We start from the raw sequence: 15,280 nt of genomic DNA on the forward strand, positions 1-15,280 counted from the left end.
CAACCGGGCGACAGGGCATCGAGGAGTGGAGACGATGCACAGGAGAAGCTTCATCGCAATGGCGGCATCTGCATTGGCCCTTGGCGGAAGGGCCAATGCTGCCGCGCCTGGAAAGATGACGGTTTACAAGGACCCGAACTGCGGCTGCTGCCATGAATGGGCGAAGGCGATGACTGCCGCGGGCTATTCCGTCGACCTGCGCGACACGGACGACCTAGCTGCGGTCAAGGCGCGGCTGGCGGTGCCCGCCCGCTTGCAGGGATGCCATACCGCCGTTTTCGAAGGATACTACCTCGAGGGACACGTTCCGCTTCAGGCCGTTCAACGCATGTTGCGGGAGCGGCCAGTGGTCCGAGGGCTGGTTGTGTCGGGCATGCCGCCCGGCTCGTTGGGAATGGGAGACGATCCGCAGGCGTCCTATGATGTCTACGCGATCCCCTCTGACGGCAGGGCGCCTACGTGTTCATGGAAGTTGGTCCGAGGAAGGGCTGACGCTGCTCAGGAAACCGGAGCCGTGCACAATGCGGCCCAAAGATCGTGCTTCCAATCCTTTCCGGGCCTTGCCGAAACATCCACGGGATAGTCGACGAGCCTGATCCGAACCATCGCCGGCTGAGCGCAGCGCACGCTTGCTTGATGCCGCCCGTCGTCACGATAGTGAACGGTTCCTCCATGGTCGGTTTCGGAAAGTGTGATGACAGCGTCGAAATCGAAAGCTGGGTCGAGGGAGGGTCTTCCTTCCGCAAGGCTGAGGCTCACGGACCCGCTGTTGCCAAACGAGGCAGTGAAAAAGGCGGCATGGCTGGCGGCGAAAGACATCGATCCCGGCAGCACACATAAGATCAGAGACAGAAGAACTCGGCACATGTCCGCCTCCCAAGGTCAATGTCACGCCCAGTCTTAGCACATCCGCGGGTGCGCTGCGGGCACGCAGCCAGGCTTGCCTTCCCTCGACGCACCATGCCGGACAGACAGTTCCCGGGTCGCGTCCAGCAACAGCTTTTCAAGCCGTTGCCCGCGCGGCTTCGGCCTTCATCCATTCCGCGCGCTCGGCGCCTTGCAGTTCTTCGATCGCGTCGGACGCGAAGCTCGGGACGACGCCGGTCCAGAGAAGGGCGCCATCGGAATTGGAATGGCCGTCGCCCTCGAGCTTGTAGATGCTCTCGACGATATACTGGCCGTCATTGTTCAGGCCCTTGATCTCGGAAATCTCGATGACCCGGCGTCTGCCGGTGCGCTTGAAGCGGGCGATCTGCACGACCACGTCGACGGCCGAGGCAATCTGCGCCCGCAGCGGCCGAAGCGGCATGTCGATGTCGGACATCAGCGCCAGCGTCTCCAACCGGTGCAGGGCATCGTAGGGCGTGTTCGCATGCACGGTCGACAGGCTGCCGCTATGGCCTGATGTCATCGCCTGGATCATATCCAGCGCCTCGCCGCCGCGGCACTCGCCGACGATGATGCGGTCGGGCCGCATGCGCAGCGACGAGCGGAACAGGTCGCGGATGCTGGCGCCGCCGCGGCCGAAGCGGTCGGGTTTCGTCACTTCGAGATAGACGACATGCTCCTTGCGGATCTGCAATTCGGAGGTGTCTTCGATGACGATGATGCGTTCGTGGTCGGCAAAGGCTTCCGACAGCGCGTTCAGCATCGTCGTCTTGCCGGTGCCGGTGCCGCCGGAGATGATGACATTCTTCTGCAGCCCGACGGCCGCTTGCAGCAGCGACAGCGATTCCTCTGTCAGGCTGCCCTGGGTGACGAGATCGCGGATGCTGCGATGTTCCTTCAGAAAGCGGCGAATGGAGATGCAAAGCCCGGTGCGGGCAGCCGGCGGCTGGATCATCTGCACGCGCGAACCATCCGGCAGGCGGGCTTCCACGCTCGGCTCCTCCGGTGTCAGCCGCTTGCCGGAGAATTGCGCGATGCTGCGCGCGGCCGATTCCAGGTCCTCGCGGCTGGCGAAGCGCGTATCGGCGCGCTCGAGCTTGCCTCGCCTTTCGACGAAGATGTCGGATGTGCCGTTAATCAGGATTTCGGAAACGCTCGGGTCCTCGAGCAGAAAGCGGATCGGCCCGAGCAGCTTGTCCAGCGCTCGGGTCAGGACCTGAAAGGTTGCCTGTTCGGCGGCGTCGTCTGAAACGGCCTTCATCAGAGCGGCATCCCGACAAGAACTGTGCTCATGCCGAACAGTGTCGCCATCATCTGAACGGCGGTCGGAAAGAACATCATCAGTGGAATGAGGACCAATGCAAGTATCAAAATGCTGCTCATCGTTTCCATCGTTCTCTCTCCGGATCGACAGGAGGGGCAAGCCCACAATGCCGGATGAGCTTAATCCAGATCGCCAGGCAACGCCATGGGCGCGTCCCCACGCAGATGGTCAATATGGCCGCGCCGATCCATCTATTCTATCGCCTTGAAAGAATTGACCAATTATGGGGCAGTTGGCGGCAGTTCATCAAGCCACGCCCAGATTTCCTATCCAAGGTAAAACTGCAGTTCCTTCAAGCGGTTAGTTCGAATTTTTCGTCGTCAACTCTGTTTCATCAAGAGACGCCTCCAAGGCAATTGGAACCCTTCGTTTCGTTTGCTTGACGGAGGGCTGGCCTTGGGCGCACTCTTGGGTCTTAATGGTGTTGCTCAACAAGCGTTGGCCACCGGGGAAGATAAACCGAAGCAGAAATTATCATTGGAACGAGCAACGTGCTGGTTCGGATCGATAGAGTATTCTTGCTTTATCTTCACCAAGGTCTTCGATCCGAAACAAACCTGGGAACGAGGAATACGCAGATGTTTGCAAAACTCAAGACTCTCGCAATTGCACTTCACCAGGACGAGCGCGGCGACATGGCCCAGATCGTCCTCGCCGTCGCCCTGATCGTCATTCCGCTGATGCTGCTTCTGCTCGCATTCGGCAAACAGATCGGTGAATGGTTCAACGAAAAGAACACGGCCCTCTCGGATGCCGAGAGAATTCCCGAGCCGGGTCAATAAGTGGGTCGGGATCATGGACACGACCTATGATCTGACCCTGATGCCTGCGGCGGCGGCTCTTGCCGTCGCCTGCGCCACGACCGCGGCGGTGCTCGATCACCGCCATGGTCACATCCCGAACGCCGTGACCTATCCCTGCTTGCTTGCCGGCTTCGTGCTGGCGGCGGCAGGCGGCGGTCTCGCAGGGATCGGCCTTGCCTTTGCCGGCCTGATTGCTTCAGGCATGATCTTCATCATCGCCTTCGCAGCCGGAAGCTGCGGCGGCGGCGATGTCAAGCTGATGGCGGCGCTCGGCGCCATTCTCGGCCTCTGGCCCGCCATCGACGTGACCCTCGCATCGCTGATGGTCGGTGGCGTGATTGCTCTAGTCTCGATGGCGCGGCGGGTTCAGTGGAGCGTGCTGGCCAGGAACGTTGGACTGTTCGCCCTGCTCCTGCCTGCCGGTTTCCGTGATGCAGCTTCGGTGCTGAAGCCGCGCGAAACCCATCATACCGTCCGCTTCGGCGTTGCTGCCGCTCTCGGACTTCTCTGGTGCCTGTTCATGCCTGATTTCACCCCTCTTTCACTCGTGAGGTAACGGCAATGCGCGCGGAACTCGAACGCCCCCTCTTCGACGGTGCCTTCTGGAGTTCGATCTTGCACTCGCGGACCTTCTGGATCCCCGAGGATCACGGCGCGCTCTTCGGCACCTTCGCGATCGCCGTAATTTTGCTTGCCTCGATGCTGCTGCTGCCGCGGCTTTCCGCCCGCCGGCGCCGGATATCGGAGCTGCACGGCGATATGTCAGGCAGCACGACGATGATGGATTTCGTGCTCGTCACGCCGGTTTTCGTCTTCTTCATGTTCGTGGTCTTCCAGTTCGCGATCCTGGCAAAAAACCACCTCTTCACCCATTATGCCGCCTATGCGGCGGCCCGCAGCGCCCGCGTCTATTTCTGCCCGGCCTTTCCGATCACCATCCGCAGCCTGATCGACGCCAAGACCTGCGATGACGATGCCGCCCCGGGCAAGGCCGATCTTGCTGCCCGCCTGGCGCTGATCCCGGCTGCCCCCTACGACCAGCTGAAATGCGTCGGCGCCTGCCAGCCGCCGGAAGAGGCGCTGAAGGCCCTTGCCGATGCCTCCGGTCTTTCGAAGAACTGGCGGGCGATGCGTAACCAGGCCCGTTACATGTTCGATCCGCAGAACGTCACGGTCACCGTCGACCGCGCGCAGATGGCGTTCTATGCCGCCATCAACCGCTCGCCGCATGTGCCTGTGACCGCCAAGGTCGAAGCGCGCTTCCTGCTGCTCGAATATGCCGGCTGGGTCTTTGCCCGCGGCCAGAGGAAAGACGGCCGCTACTACACGATCTCGAAGGCGGAGGTGAACCTGCTATGACGCCGACCCTCATCAAGCGCCTGCACCGCGACGAACGCGGCTTCCTGTCACCGATCATTCTTTACATGACGATCGCGCTCGCCCTGATGATCGTCTGGATCCTGAATACCGGGCAGATGATCTACGACAAGCAGCGCACCCAGGACACGGCCGACGCCGCTGCTCTCGTCCATGCCGACTGGGAAGCGCGTTATCTCAACATCATGGCGATGAACAATGTCGCCTCCTCGCAGGCCACCGTCGTCATGGCGACCTCGGTCGCCTTCCAGCTGACCACCGCGGAATTGGCCCTGCGCTCGACCGCCATTCTGGCGAAACTCGCCGAATACTCTTTCACTGAAGGTTTCGGACCGGCCTCGCTCCTGCCGCCGCTTCCGCCGATGCCCTATTGCCCGGGCTGGCAGAAGGTTCCGATCGTCGGTGGCATCATCTACGGCGCTTGCCTGGCGTTCCAGGGGTTCCGGGCGACGGAGGCCACCAAGGCGATCGCCTATACGGTAAAAGCACAGATCGATTATGATCCCTGGGGCCTGATCGTGAAATCCAGCGACATCATCGACGGCATGAACGATCTCAACGACTACCTCGTCGAGAGCTTTCCGCAGCGGGTCGGCAATGAAGCCCTGCATCTGGTGCGCCTGAACAAATCGGATCATGTCGTCTTCCATCCGCCGTGCGAATCCTGCAACGACGCCGGAGAAGGCGCTGGCGGCAACCTGCCGGTCGATCGCGACGGCATCAATCCCGCTGCGGCCTATGCTGAAATGTGCCTTGCGATGAGTAGGGGCACGGAAGGGCAGGACCCGTTCCTGATGCGTGGCGAGTTTGCCAATCGCGGCTTCCCCAACGGCAAGGGTCCCCTGACCGCCGGCGGCGTCGACGGCAGCCATATCCGCGACTGGGTCAACCACGAAAGCGGCATCGACGATCAGCTGGTGGAGTTCTACATCTTCTACGAAGCCTTCGGCCCGAAATATCTGAGCAAGATCCCGTTCAAGGCGATCATCGAGCAATATGCCGATCTCAGCTGGTGGGAAGAACTTACCCTCGACGCCAGCTTTTTTGTCGCGGAGGAATTCTTCGGCCTCGAGTTCGGCGTCGTAAACCCCTTCCAGCTGCCGATCGACGTGCCACCGCGTTATTCCGACAAGCAGACAAAAGACGAGAACGATTTCACCCGCAAGTTCGACATGATCTGGAACCAGGTCTGCGGCCCTGCCGGTGGCGCGATTTCCGTGGCGGGTGCTCCCCTGCCGGTCATCTCCTTCCCGAAGCCCTATTGGCTGAAAGGACGCATCCCCTTCAACTTCACGCCCTTCGGCGGCGAGCAGCTCGACGACTACCAGACGCTGGCGATCGTTTCCCGCGCCCCGCGCGCCAGGCTGCAGATCCGCATCTTCAAGGACAAGACACCCTCGGCCTATGCCTTGGCGCAGAGCTGGGTCCACAATTACACGGCCTTCGATCTCTACACGCAGGACTGGCTCGCATCGCTGGCACCCGCCACACTTGCCGATGATATCGGCCAGGTTTCGAACACCATCAAGCAGAGCCCGGCCGCCGACAGTTTCAACGGCCTGACCCGCGTCTTCGACCAGGGAGGAGCCAATGCCTGGGCTGCCGTCAACACACACTGAACATGCCGGCGGCGCGCCGGCCGGCGGCCTCATGATGCGGCTGCACCGCGACCGGCGGGGTCTCGCCTCGATCGAATTCGTGCTCGCCGCACCGGTCATCCTGCTGGTCGTCATCTTCATGATCCATGCAAACAGGATTTCCACCAAGAAGGTCGGAACCATGCTCGCCATGCGCAACGCCGCCTTCGCCGAGGCGAACGGCCTGGATTGCACCTCCGACTTCTCGAACTTCTTTCCGCTCCCGGCCTTGCCGGCACTGCCGGGAGGGGACGCCCTGAGTTGCTCGCGCACGCCATCGCATGAAGGCGGCGGCGATCCGCAACGCACCTTCGTCTGGGACGACGTGCAGAACACGCTGAAGAGCGACGGCCGCGACTTTGGCGATATGGTCGGCGACCTCGCCAATGAAAAGCCGCAGTTGGTCACCGCAACGGCCGACCGCGTCTACAAGTTCAGGGATTCCGACGATCTCGATACGATCAGGAGCCTGCGTTGGAAGGACGCCTTCACGGTGGACGATGCGACGCTGTTTGCCTCGCACAACAACGACACCACCAGCAAGGGTTACGACCCGACGCTGCGGCGGGAAATCCGCGATGTCGCCGACGATTCCGGCGATCTCTTCGACGGCGTCTTTCCGGGGGCGAAATAGATGAGACAGGGCGCGCGCATCTCTATCCGTTTCGCTGGCCATCTCGTGGGTTTGGCCCTGGTCATCGGGCTCGCTACCGTGGTGGTGGCCAAACCGGGCCATGCCGAGGTCTACAAGGATTTCCGGGCGACATTCAATTCGATGCTGGCCGGCATCCTCGGCGCGCCGGAACGGGCGCCGCGCGATCTCGTCATCAACGGCCAGCCGCTCGAGTTCACGCCCTATCAGAGCGACCGCAGTATTTCCGATATCACCGACGAATGGCTGCGGGTGCTGGCCGCCAATACCCGCCCTGCCCTGCCGAAAAGCAGCGACAAGGAAGAACTGACCGCCGTCATCGCCGCCAATATGCTGATCGTCCCGAAGGTCAGCCGCATCCGTGATGATCTCGCCGTCGTGGTGCGGTTCTTCGACGGCGACGGCGAGGCGGCGCTCGATTATCTCAAACGCCAGGACCCGAACAATCCTTCGGCAAGAGCGCCGATCCCGGGCGTCTCGATCATGATCCGGAGGCCCGCCGATGCGCCGGTGACCGACGTGCTGATGAGCCGTTTCGACGACGTCGCCGCGACACTGCCGGCCTTTGCGGCGCCGGCCGATGCCGGCAAGCTGCCGCCGTCGCTGCGGCCGCCGGCCGGCGCCGAGGTGCTGAGCGATATCGGCGATCGCGACAAGGGCCACACCTCGCGCACGGTCGTATCGAAAGGCACGATGTCGGCCTTGCGCTGGTCGGATGCGCGCGCCGATCTCCTGGTCCGCGACGGCTTCACCATCGAAACGCCGCCGGCTGAGCGCAGCGGCGTCACCGCTCTTTACGGCCGGCGCGGCAGCGTCGAGGCCAACGTTCTCTACACCAGCAGCAAGACCGACGGCCGGACCGTCGAGGTCATTCAAATCAGGCAACCCTTCGTCGAAGGAACAACACCATGAACTGGAAGCTTATTGCCGCCGTCATCGTCGGGCTCATCACCGGCGTTCTGCTCTACTTCTGGACCGAGAGCGTCAAGAACGAGCAGGTGGCTTATGCCTTCATGCGGCTCCAGCCCGACAGGAAGGTGACGAGAGGACAGGCGATCACGCCCGACATGCTCGCCGAACCGGTGATGCTGCCTGAAAGTTTCGGGGCGCTTGCCAAGCTCGCGGTGCCGGCCGCGAGCGCCTACCAGGAATGGCTGAAGGACCGGACGGCTGCCGCCGACATTCCGGCCGGCTCCGTGCTGCTCTTCCAGTATTTCGACGACAATGACGGCGGACGCCTGACGACGATGATCGCGCCCGGCAAGCGGGCGCTGACCCTTCCCGTCAACGCTGCCGCGGCCGTCGGCCACTTCGTCGAGCCGGGCAGCTATGTCGATATCCTCGGCACGGTCGACGAGCCGGTCGAGCCAGTCGCACCCCCGGCTGCCACCCAGCCAGGAGCGCCTGCCGCTCCCGGTCAAGCACCTGTTGCAGCCGGACAGCCGCAGGCACCAGTCCAGCCGGCCTCACCGGTCGAACAGATGCTAAAGAACTATCTCACCCAATATCCGGGTGCCGACGAGAATGACGTCAATGCCTACCGCAAACAGGCGCAGGATTATAAGCTCGGCATCAGTTCGCGCACCCGCGTTGTCACCCGCACCTTCCTGCAGAATGTCAAAGTGCTGGCCGTCGGCGCGGCGACGACGGCGGAAGGCGCCGTCACCAAGGCCAACAGCACTTACAACAACGTCACCGTCGAGGTGACGCCGGCGGAAGCCGAGATGCTGATCTTTGCGCTCGGCCAATCGAACGGCAGCCTCAATCTCGTGCTGCGCAATCCGGCCGACAATACCGTCGAGGAACTGCCGAGCATCAACTGGACGCGCATGTAAGCGTTGCGGGGGAGTGACCATGCTGTTGAAGATTTCCTATGAGGACGGCAGTGGGCGGGAGGTGATCCCGCTTTCTTCGAACGAGACCTATTTTGTCGGCGAGAGCAGCACGCTGACGCTGCCGGCCGGCGCCGGTGTCGTGCGGCTGCGCGGCAGCCATGTCTCCTCACCGCAATTCGTGCTGCGCAAATCCGGCCAGGGCTGGTCGGTGCAGCATCATGGCCGCAATCCGACGCGGGTCGACGACCAGCCGCTCAGGGCCGGGACGCCGGTGGCGGTCTCGGCGGGCATGTCGATCTGGGTGCCGAATGTCACCATTGAACTTGTTGAACCAGCGGCGGCTCAGGAAGCGGTGACGCAGTTTCCGGACCAAGAGCGGGTGCTGGCGTTGCAGATGGAGATTCATGAGCGACTGCTAAAAGACACGCAATATGACCGGCTGGTGAAGTCTTCGGATTTCGGCCGCGAGGACACGCGAAACCGCATTCGCGAGCGGCTCGACCTGTTCATCAAGGAGGCGCTCGACAGCGCACCCCAGGATCTGGTCATCCTCGTGATCAAGAACGCCGTCTACCGGTGGCTCGCAAAACGCATTGCGCGGACAGGGCGGCGCGACGCCTCTTCGAATGCCGCAAGTCTCTCACGCGAGGAGCAGGACAATCGCCGCCTCTTCGATGTCGGCAAGGCACTGATCTCGGCGCTGCAGCTCAAGCTCAATTTCGAATCCACCCGTTCCGACTTCGCCCAGCTCGACACCCGCTTCAGTGCCGCCTTCCAGTCCCGTCAGGCGCTCTTCAATGCCGGCGACCGCTATGAGATCGCCCATATGCACCTGCGCTCCAACATCGAGGAGCTGATGTACCGCTGGGGCACGATCTCGGAGCTGATGGATCTCGACGTGATCTCGGAAATCATGGTGACGCGCTATGACGAGATCTACGTCGAAAAATTCGGCCTGCTGGAACGTTATCCCTTCGCCTTCGCTAATGAGCGGCAGCTGATGAAGGTGATCGAGCGCATCGCCGTCGATTCCAACCGCTCGATCAACGAGAGCGAGGCGATGGCCGATTTCCGCATGCCGGACGGTTCGCGCGTCAACGCCGTCATTCCGCCGCTGGCGGTCAAGGGGGCGTGCCTCACCATCCGCAAGTTCGGCGGCAAGTCGCGGCTCGACATCAGCAAGCTGGTCACGGCAGGCGCGCTCAGCGAGCCGATGCGCGCCTTCCTCGAGGCGGCGGTGCGCGCCCGCAAGAATATCGTCGTCTCGGGCGGCACCGGCTCCGGCAAGACGACGCTCTTGAACAGCCTGTCGCAGTTCATCCCGATCGGCGAGCGCGTCGTCGCCGTCGAGGACACCTCCGAACTGCAGCTCGACGGCATTCACGTCGTCTATCTGCAATCGCGGCCGAAGACGGCCGAATCCGAAACCAGCGTCACCATCCGCGATCTGGTGCGCAATGCGCTGCGCATGCGCCCCGACCGCATCATCGTCGGCGAGTGCCGCGGGGCCGAGGCGATCGACATGCTGCAGGCGATGAACACCGGCCATGCCGGCTCGATGACGACGGCGCATGCCAACACGCCGCAGGACATGATGACCCGCCTTGAGGTGATGGTGCTGCAGGGCCAGAGTTCGCTGCCTGTTATGGCGATCCGCCAGCAGATCGTCGCCGCCGTCGAACTCGTCGTGCAGCTGAACCGCCTGGAAAGTGGCCGGCGCGCCGTGACCGAAATATCCGAGGTGATCGGCATCGACCCGGATACCGGCCTCGTCATCGTCGAGCCGATCTTCCATCTCGTCGGCCGCGCCGGCGGCCAGGCGGTGCATGCCTTCACCGGTTACCTGCCGAGCTTCGTCGCTGAACTGGTCGAGTTCGGCGACGACGGTGAAATCGAAAAACTCGATATGTTCGTCTAGAGCGGTTCAGCGTTTCACGGAACCGCAGAACCGCTCTAAGTTTTTGTTTTTACGCAACTCCGGACGGAAAACTCGCACTTTTCCTGGAATTGCTCTGAGGAAAAAGCCATGGATATCAGCATTCTGCAGATCTTTACGGTCGCTCTCGGCGCGGTGACCGCGGGGCTGCTGGTCTGGGGCGCGCCGGTGCGCTGGCCGGCGCCGCTGTTGCGCGCCACCGAACGCGATATCGCGCTCGCCAGCGAGGCCGCGCAGGTTTTCGGGCGCGATGCCGTTCCGCCCTATACGATGATCCTTGCCTACGGCATCACGGCGATCGTCGTCTTCGCGGTGGTCTCGCTGATCTTCGGGCCGATCTTTGGCATCGTCCTCGCCATTCCGGTGGCCTTCTTCCTGCCCAAGGCGATGATCCGCTATTTCCTGCAGCGCCGCTGGCTGCAGATCGAATCCCAGCTTCCCTATGCCGTCGACCAGATCGTCTCGGCGGTGCGCACCGGCAAGCCGCTCGCCATCGCCGTCAATGCGGTGGCCGACACCGGCCAGATGCCGGCCTCGCGCGAATTCGAGCGTATCGCCCGCGAACAGAAGCTCGGCATCGGCCTGGTCGAAGCGCTCGACCGCCACGGCCGCACTGTGCCGAGCCTGCATTTCAAGATGGTCGATGCCGCCCTCGGTCTGTTTGCCCGCCAGGGCGGTGACATTTCCGAACCGCTGACGGAAATGTCGAAATCCTTCAAGGAAATCTGGAAGCTCGATCAGAAGATCAGCACCTCGTCGTCGCAGGCGCGCATGAACTTCCGCGTCGTCAACGGCGGCGCGCTGTTCATGATCTTGATGATCTTCTTCGGCCAACCCGAGCTGATCGACAAGGTGTTCGGCAACGCCATCGGCATCGTCATCGCGATTGTCGGCGCCATTCTCTATGCCACCGGTTTCTTCTGGATGCGCTCGATGATGAAGGTGTCGGTATGATGTCGCACATCCCCCTCGCCCCGATCGCCGTCGTCTTTGCCGGCATTACCGCGGCCCTCTTCGTCTGGTGGATCGGCGATCTGCTCGGCAGCATCCAGGTGGTGCGCCGCTCCGCCGGCGGCGATGGCCCGCCGCCCAACATCGTCGACAGCATCGGCATGCGCACGCCGGTTGAATTCGTGCTCGCCCATTTCGAGCCGCTGCTGGCCGATTACGGCGCGCAGCTCGAACAGAAGCTGATCTATGGCGGCCGGCCGTTCGGCGGGGTGACGGGGCGGGAATACATCGCCCTTCTCATCGTGATGAGCCTGTTCGGCTTCATCCTGCTCGGCGTGCTGTTCGGCATTGCCAGCGGCAGCGTGATCGGCGGGCTGGTGGCCGGGCTGATCCTCGGGCTGATCCCGGCCATTTATTTCTGGGTGGTCGCCGACGACAAGATGCAGGATCGCAAGGAGCGCATCTCGCGCGAATTTCCCTATTTTCTCGATCTCGTGGTCATGACGCAGCAGGCGCAGGCGACGCTGCCGGAAAGCCTCAGGCTTTATGCCGAGGCCGCACCAGGCACGGTGATGAGCGAAGAGATCGACCAGACGCTGAAGGACGTGGCGCTCGGCACCGGCATGGTCGAGGCGCTGCAGCGCCTGGAGGCCCGCATGACCGCCGAGGAGGTCATCCGCGTCATCCGGGCGGTTATCCAGGGCGAGGTCGAGGGCAGCAACCGCGTCGAGCTGTTGCGCGAACATGCGCGCGATCTGCGCTTCCGCCGCTGGGAGAAAGCCGACCGCGCGAGCGAAAAGCTGAAAGCCAAGATTGTCATGCCGGCGATGATGATCGTCGTGTCGATCCTGCTTCTGGTGCTGGCGCCGGCAATTGTCGAGATGATGTCGAGTGGGATGTTCTGATCATGGTCTTTTCCTTCTTTCGCGGAAACAAACCCAGCCTGCTGCAGACCGGCCCCGGCACCCAGAGCCGCAGCCATGTGCTCGACCGGCCCGAAATGTCGATCGGCCGCGCTGCTAATGCCGATATCGTCGTCGACGATCCGTTTCTGGCGCCAATCCACGCGCGCATCGAAAAACAGAGCGACGGCGGCTTCATCATCCGCCGCATGGGGCTGAACCCGATCATGCTGCGCGGCGAAGCGCTGCTGCAGACGGCGTCGCTGAAAGCCGGCGACAGTTTTCGTCTCGGCAAGGATGTCGAGTTCCAGTTCGTCGTCAAAGCCGCCGCCAAGGAGGCGCCGAAGAAGGAGGCCGCCAAGACCGGTGACGACAAGCCGAAGAAGCCGCTGCTCAAGCAGCCGGCCTTCCTCGCCGGCATGGGGCTCGTCTATCTCGCCATTGTCGGCATCATCGGCTACGTGATCCTTTCCGGCGGCGAGAGCGCGGAGAGCGGGCCGACGGCCGAGCGCATCAATGCCGAAGCTGCCCGCATCCCCACCTGCATCAAGAATGCCAGGCGCATGCGCCAGGTTTCCGAAGCAAGCTTCAACGGCGCGGTCGGCGGCCGCGTCGGCCGCGATGGCGAGGCGACTTATGCCGCGCTTTCGCTTAGCGCCGAACCCTCCGACGACGCCGCCCTGGCAAAGGCCGCCGAGCCGATCGTCGAAGCCTATAAACGCACGGCGCTTGCCGCGCTTGCCTCGGAAAACCGCGGTAACAGAACGCTGGCGCAGAGCCTCTACCAGCAGACCTACGATCTCGTTCCCGACATCAACTGCCCGGCCGCCCGTTTCGCGCTGCAACGGCGAGCGGCCACCAAGCCGCCGGCGCGGCGGTGAATGACGGGTACTGCTGCACGCAGCCCACGCGCCAATGACCGCTGTCGGCCCATCGCCGGCCGACCCTGCCATAAATCGATTTCATCGAAGGAGGAACGATGATGCAGAAGAATGCGCCGGACTTCAGCCTGGAGGGCAAGGTGACTTTGGTGACGGGAGCGAGCCGTGGCATCGGTCGGGCTTGCGCGCTTGCCTGTGCCGCGGCGGGCTCCGATATTGTTTTGGGGGTTCGCGACGTCGCAGCGGCGGCGGATCTGGTTGCCGAACTCGAGGGTGCGGGACGCAAAGTCCTCGCTGTTGAACTGGAGCTTCCCAACAAGGCCCATATCGCGCATGCCGTCGACGCCGCGTTGACGACATTCGGTCGGATCGACGTCCTCGTCAACAATGTCGGCGTGGCTCCAGGTAATCTCGCGGAACTCGTCGAGGAGAAGGATCTTGACGAGATCCTCGATATCAACATCAAGGGCACCTTTCTGATGACGCAGGCGGTCGGGCGTCAGATGATCAAAGGCAATGGCGGCCGGATCATCAGCATCAGCTCCCAGGCCGGCACCGTGGCACTGCGCGGCGAGGCAATCTATTGCATGAGCAAGGCGGCAATCAATCACCTGACGCGCTGCCTTGCTGCGGAATGGGCAGCCTATAATGTCACCGTAAACACCGTATCACCGACCTTCATCCACACGGATGGCACAGCTCCTTTCCTATCCGATGCCGATAATCGCAAAGCGACGCTCGATCACATTCCACTCGGCCGGATCGGTGAAACCGATGATGTGGTGGGTGCCGTCGTCTTCCTGGCATCGCCGGCTGCAAGCCTGATCACCGGCGCGAACCTGCTGGTGGACGGTGGATGGTCGGTCGCCTGAGGCCGAGTGGACGCTTATACGTGGCCCAGGGAGCCCGGCCGATCGTCATTACTGGCGAATTCGAAGAAGTTTCCAAAATGCGTTGGGGTGAAGACCGCAGGCATGGTTGTCTACTACACGTCTGCAGCCGGATACGTCGGCCCTGACAAAGCGACTTTCAGGGAGTCCCATGGCGACGGCGTTGTTCGCGACGTGACTTTCAGCATCAACGTCGTCAAGTAGACCACGCGGGGCGGCCGAGTGGGCGGCTCCGCAAGGGTGATGCAATTGCCATCCCAGCCTGAAGAAATCCGGCAGGATTTTCGCGTCTATCGGGGCAGTGGCAAATGCCAAGTCCGGTAGAGATCATTAAGTGCCTTCGCCGTGTGGCATTCTACAATCGGTAAGCCAGACTGTCGCAGCATGGTTGCGTATCTGAAGCCGCTGTTGCGGGTCTTGATGAGAATCCAATGGATCATCTCCCATTTGATGCTGTCTTTGGCACCTTCCAGATGTCCCGCGCGGTCGCAGCGGTTGACGAGGGTGCGCTTGAGATAACGGGAAAAGCGGAGCCAGTGATTTGAGGTGATGAGGATCGCGCCCGTCGCGTGGGCTAGCCGTTGCGGCATCAGGCGCGAGTAATTGCCTTCCATGATCCATCGCTCTTCGAGCACCGCTGCATCATGAAGTGCTGCGAACTCAGCTTCGGGGCGAGCCTCCCAATCCGTATGCGGCAGATGGTGAAGTTGATCCAGGTGCACCGCCGGGAGACCGAGCTTCCTGGAGAGGGCCACCGCCAGGGTTGACTTGCCCGCATTCGAAGGTCCGAGAACGACGATGCGCTCGCCAAGGGAGTGCAAAGGCAACATGAGGACACCTATGGGACCAAAGTGGATTTAACTGGTCGGAATAAACGCAGTTGTCAACGACTAAGGCAGCATCGGCGAGACAAGGCACTGCTCGCGAGGTATGTCGAAGGATTGCGATTGGCAGGATTGCCGGAGTAGATCGGTGATCAACTGCTCGGAACCGCCGCCATCGAGGGAGGCGTTAGAGAGATTGGCGAGCTTTATAGGATAGAGGCCGAAGTGCGTGGCCTTTACCAAGCGACACGGGCCAACCCATCATTGCTTTGCCTCCCAATAGCTTTGCCACTGAGCGGATCGGCTCCTATCGCCGCGCCGTGATTGGTGAAGTTAATGACCCTGTCGACGGCTGGGTCGTGGCGAGGCCTGCGCCCGCC

The 15,280-nt window shown here is 62.3% G+C and carries 16 protein-coding genes and 1 pseudogene; 13 read left to right on the plus strand and 4 right to left on the minus strand.

Annotation, left to right across the window (positions count from 1 at the left end; all coding sequences use genetic code 11):
* Window positions 1-34 precede the first annotated feature (34 nt).
* Window positions 35-492: pseudogene (locus ATY29_RS35170) on the plus strand (DUF411 domain-containing protein).
* Between the two features lie 6 nt (window positions 493-498).
* Here ATY29_RS35170 and ATY29_RS38155 read toward each other — a convergent pair.
* From ATY29_RS38155 to ATY29_RS38265, 3 genes are all read right to left on the minus strand, one after another.
* A complete protein-coding gene (locus ATY29_RS38155) occupies window positions 499-867 on the minus strand; it encodes a hypothetical protein (protein ID WP_025418800.1) in 369 nt (122 codons plus the stop codon).
* Between the two features lie 136 nt (window positions 868-1,003).
* The gene (locus ATY29_RS35180; protein ID WP_025418799.1) at window positions 1,004-2,149 is read right to left on the minus strand and encodes a TadA family conjugal transfer-associated ATPase; all 1,146 of its coding nucleotides are present in this window, start codon (window positions 2,147-2,149) and stop codon (window positions 1,004-1,006) included.
* On the minus strand, window positions 2,149-2,280 hold the full coding sequence (locus ATY29_RS38265) for a hypothetical protein (protein ID WP_003594894.1): 132 nt from the start codon (window positions 2,278-2,280) through the stop codon (window positions 2,149-2,151). Before ATY29_RS38265 ends, ATY29_RS35180 begins: the two co-directional genes overlap by 1 nt.
* A 510-nt stretch (window positions 2,281-2,790) precedes the next feature.
* On the opposite strand from ATY29_RS38265, the gene ATY29_RS35195 reads away from it, so the two are divergent.
* From ATY29_RS35195 to ATY29_RS35250, 12 genes are all read left to right on the plus strand, one after another.
* On the plus strand, window positions 2,791-2,994 hold the full coding sequence (locus ATY29_RS35195) for a hypothetical protein (protein WP_097534263.1): 204 nt from the start codon (window positions 2,791-2,793) through the stop codon (window positions 2,992-2,994).
* A 13-nt stretch (window positions 2,995-3,007) separates the two neighbouring features.
* Entirely contained in the window at window positions 3,008-3,571 is a 564-nt protein-coding gene (locus ATY29_RS35200; protein WP_097534265.1) for an A24 family peptidase, read from the plus strand.
* Between the two features lie 5 nt (window positions 3,572-3,576).
* The gene (locus ATY29_RS35205) at window positions 3,577-4,374 is read left to right on the plus strand and encodes a TadE/TadG family type IV pilus assembly protein (RefSeq protein ID WP_025418796.1); all 798 of its coding nucleotides are present in this window, start codon (window positions 3,577-3,579) and stop codon (window positions 4,372-4,374) included.
* Complete coding sequence (locus ATY29_RS35210; protein ID WP_003563671.1) at window positions 4,371-6,011, plus strand: Tad domain-containing protein; 1,641 nt, start codon at window positions 4,371-4,373, stop codon at window positions 6,009-6,011. The genes ATY29_RS35205 and ATY29_RS35210 overlap by 4 nt, the downstream gene beginning before the upstream one ends.
* Window positions 5,983-6,663, plus strand: coding sequence for a TadE/TadG family type IV pilus assembly protein (locus ATY29_RS35215; RefSeq protein WP_003563670.1), 681 nt, complete (start codon window positions 5,983-5,985; stop codon window positions 6,661-6,663). The genes ATY29_RS35210 and ATY29_RS35215 overlap by 29 nt, the downstream gene beginning before the upstream one ends.
* Window positions 6,664-7,593: a hypothetical protein gene (locus ATY29_RS35220; protein WP_003563669.1), complete on the plus strand. Its 930-nt coding sequence runs from the start codon at window positions 6,664-6,666 to the stop codon at window positions 7,591-7,593.
* The gene (gene cpaB / locus ATY29_RS35225; RefSeq protein WP_003563668.1) at window positions 7,590-8,516 is read left to right on the plus strand and encodes a Flp pilus assembly protein CpaB; all 927 of its coding nucleotides are present in this window, start codon (window positions 7,590-7,592) and stop codon (window positions 8,514-8,516) included. The genes ATY29_RS35220 and cpaB overlap by 4 nt, the downstream gene beginning before the upstream one ends.
* 19 nt (window positions 8,517-8,535) lie before the next feature.
* Window positions 8,536-10,434 (plus strand): TadA family conjugal transfer-associated ATPase, encoded by a 1,899-nt coding sequence (locus ATY29_RS35230; protein WP_003563666.1) that lies wholly within the window; start codon window positions 8,536-8,538, stop codon window positions 10,432-10,434.
* Window positions 10,435-10,542: 108 nt separating this feature from the next.
* A complete protein-coding gene (locus tag ATY29_RS35235) occupies window positions 10,543-11,406 on the plus strand; it encodes a type II secretion system F family protein (protein ID WP_097534267.1) in 864 nt (287 codons plus the stop codon).
* Entirely contained in the window at window positions 11,403-12,308 is a 906-nt protein-coding gene (locus ATY29_RS35240) for a type II secretion system F family protein (RefSeq protein WP_097534269.1), read from the plus strand. Before ATY29_RS35235 ends, ATY29_RS35240 begins: the two co-directional genes overlap by 4 nt.
* Before the next feature lie 2 nt (window positions 12,309-12,310).
* Window positions 12,311-13,186, plus strand: coding sequence for an FHA domain-containing protein (locus ATY29_RS35245; protein WP_097534271.1), 876 nt, complete (start codon window positions 12,311-12,313; stop codon window positions 13,184-13,186).
* A 101-nt stretch (window positions 13,187-13,287) separates the two neighbouring features.
* Complete coding sequence (locus tag ATY29_RS35250; protein WP_025418789.1) at window positions 13,288-14,058, plus strand: SDR family NAD(P)-dependent oxidoreductase; 771 nt, start codon at window positions 13,288-13,290, stop codon at window positions 14,056-14,058.
* 308 nt (window positions 14,059-14,366) lie between these two features.
* Here ATY29_RS35250 and ATY29_RS35255 read toward each other — a convergent pair whose 3' ends face one another.
* Window positions 14,367-14,906 carry a P-loop NTPase family protein gene (locus ATY29_RS35255; protein WP_097534273.1) on the minus strand — a complete coding sequence of 180 codons (540 nt, stop codon included), beginning with the start codon at window positions 14,904-14,906 and terminating at the stop codon, window positions 14,367-14,369.
* Window positions 14,907-15,280 lie beyond the last annotated feature (374 nt).

This window comes from Rhizobium hidalgonense (assembly GCF_002914525.1).
GTDB lineage: Bacteria > Pseudomonadota > Alphaproteobacteria > Rhizobiales > Rhizobiaceae > Rhizobium > Rhizobium hidalgonense.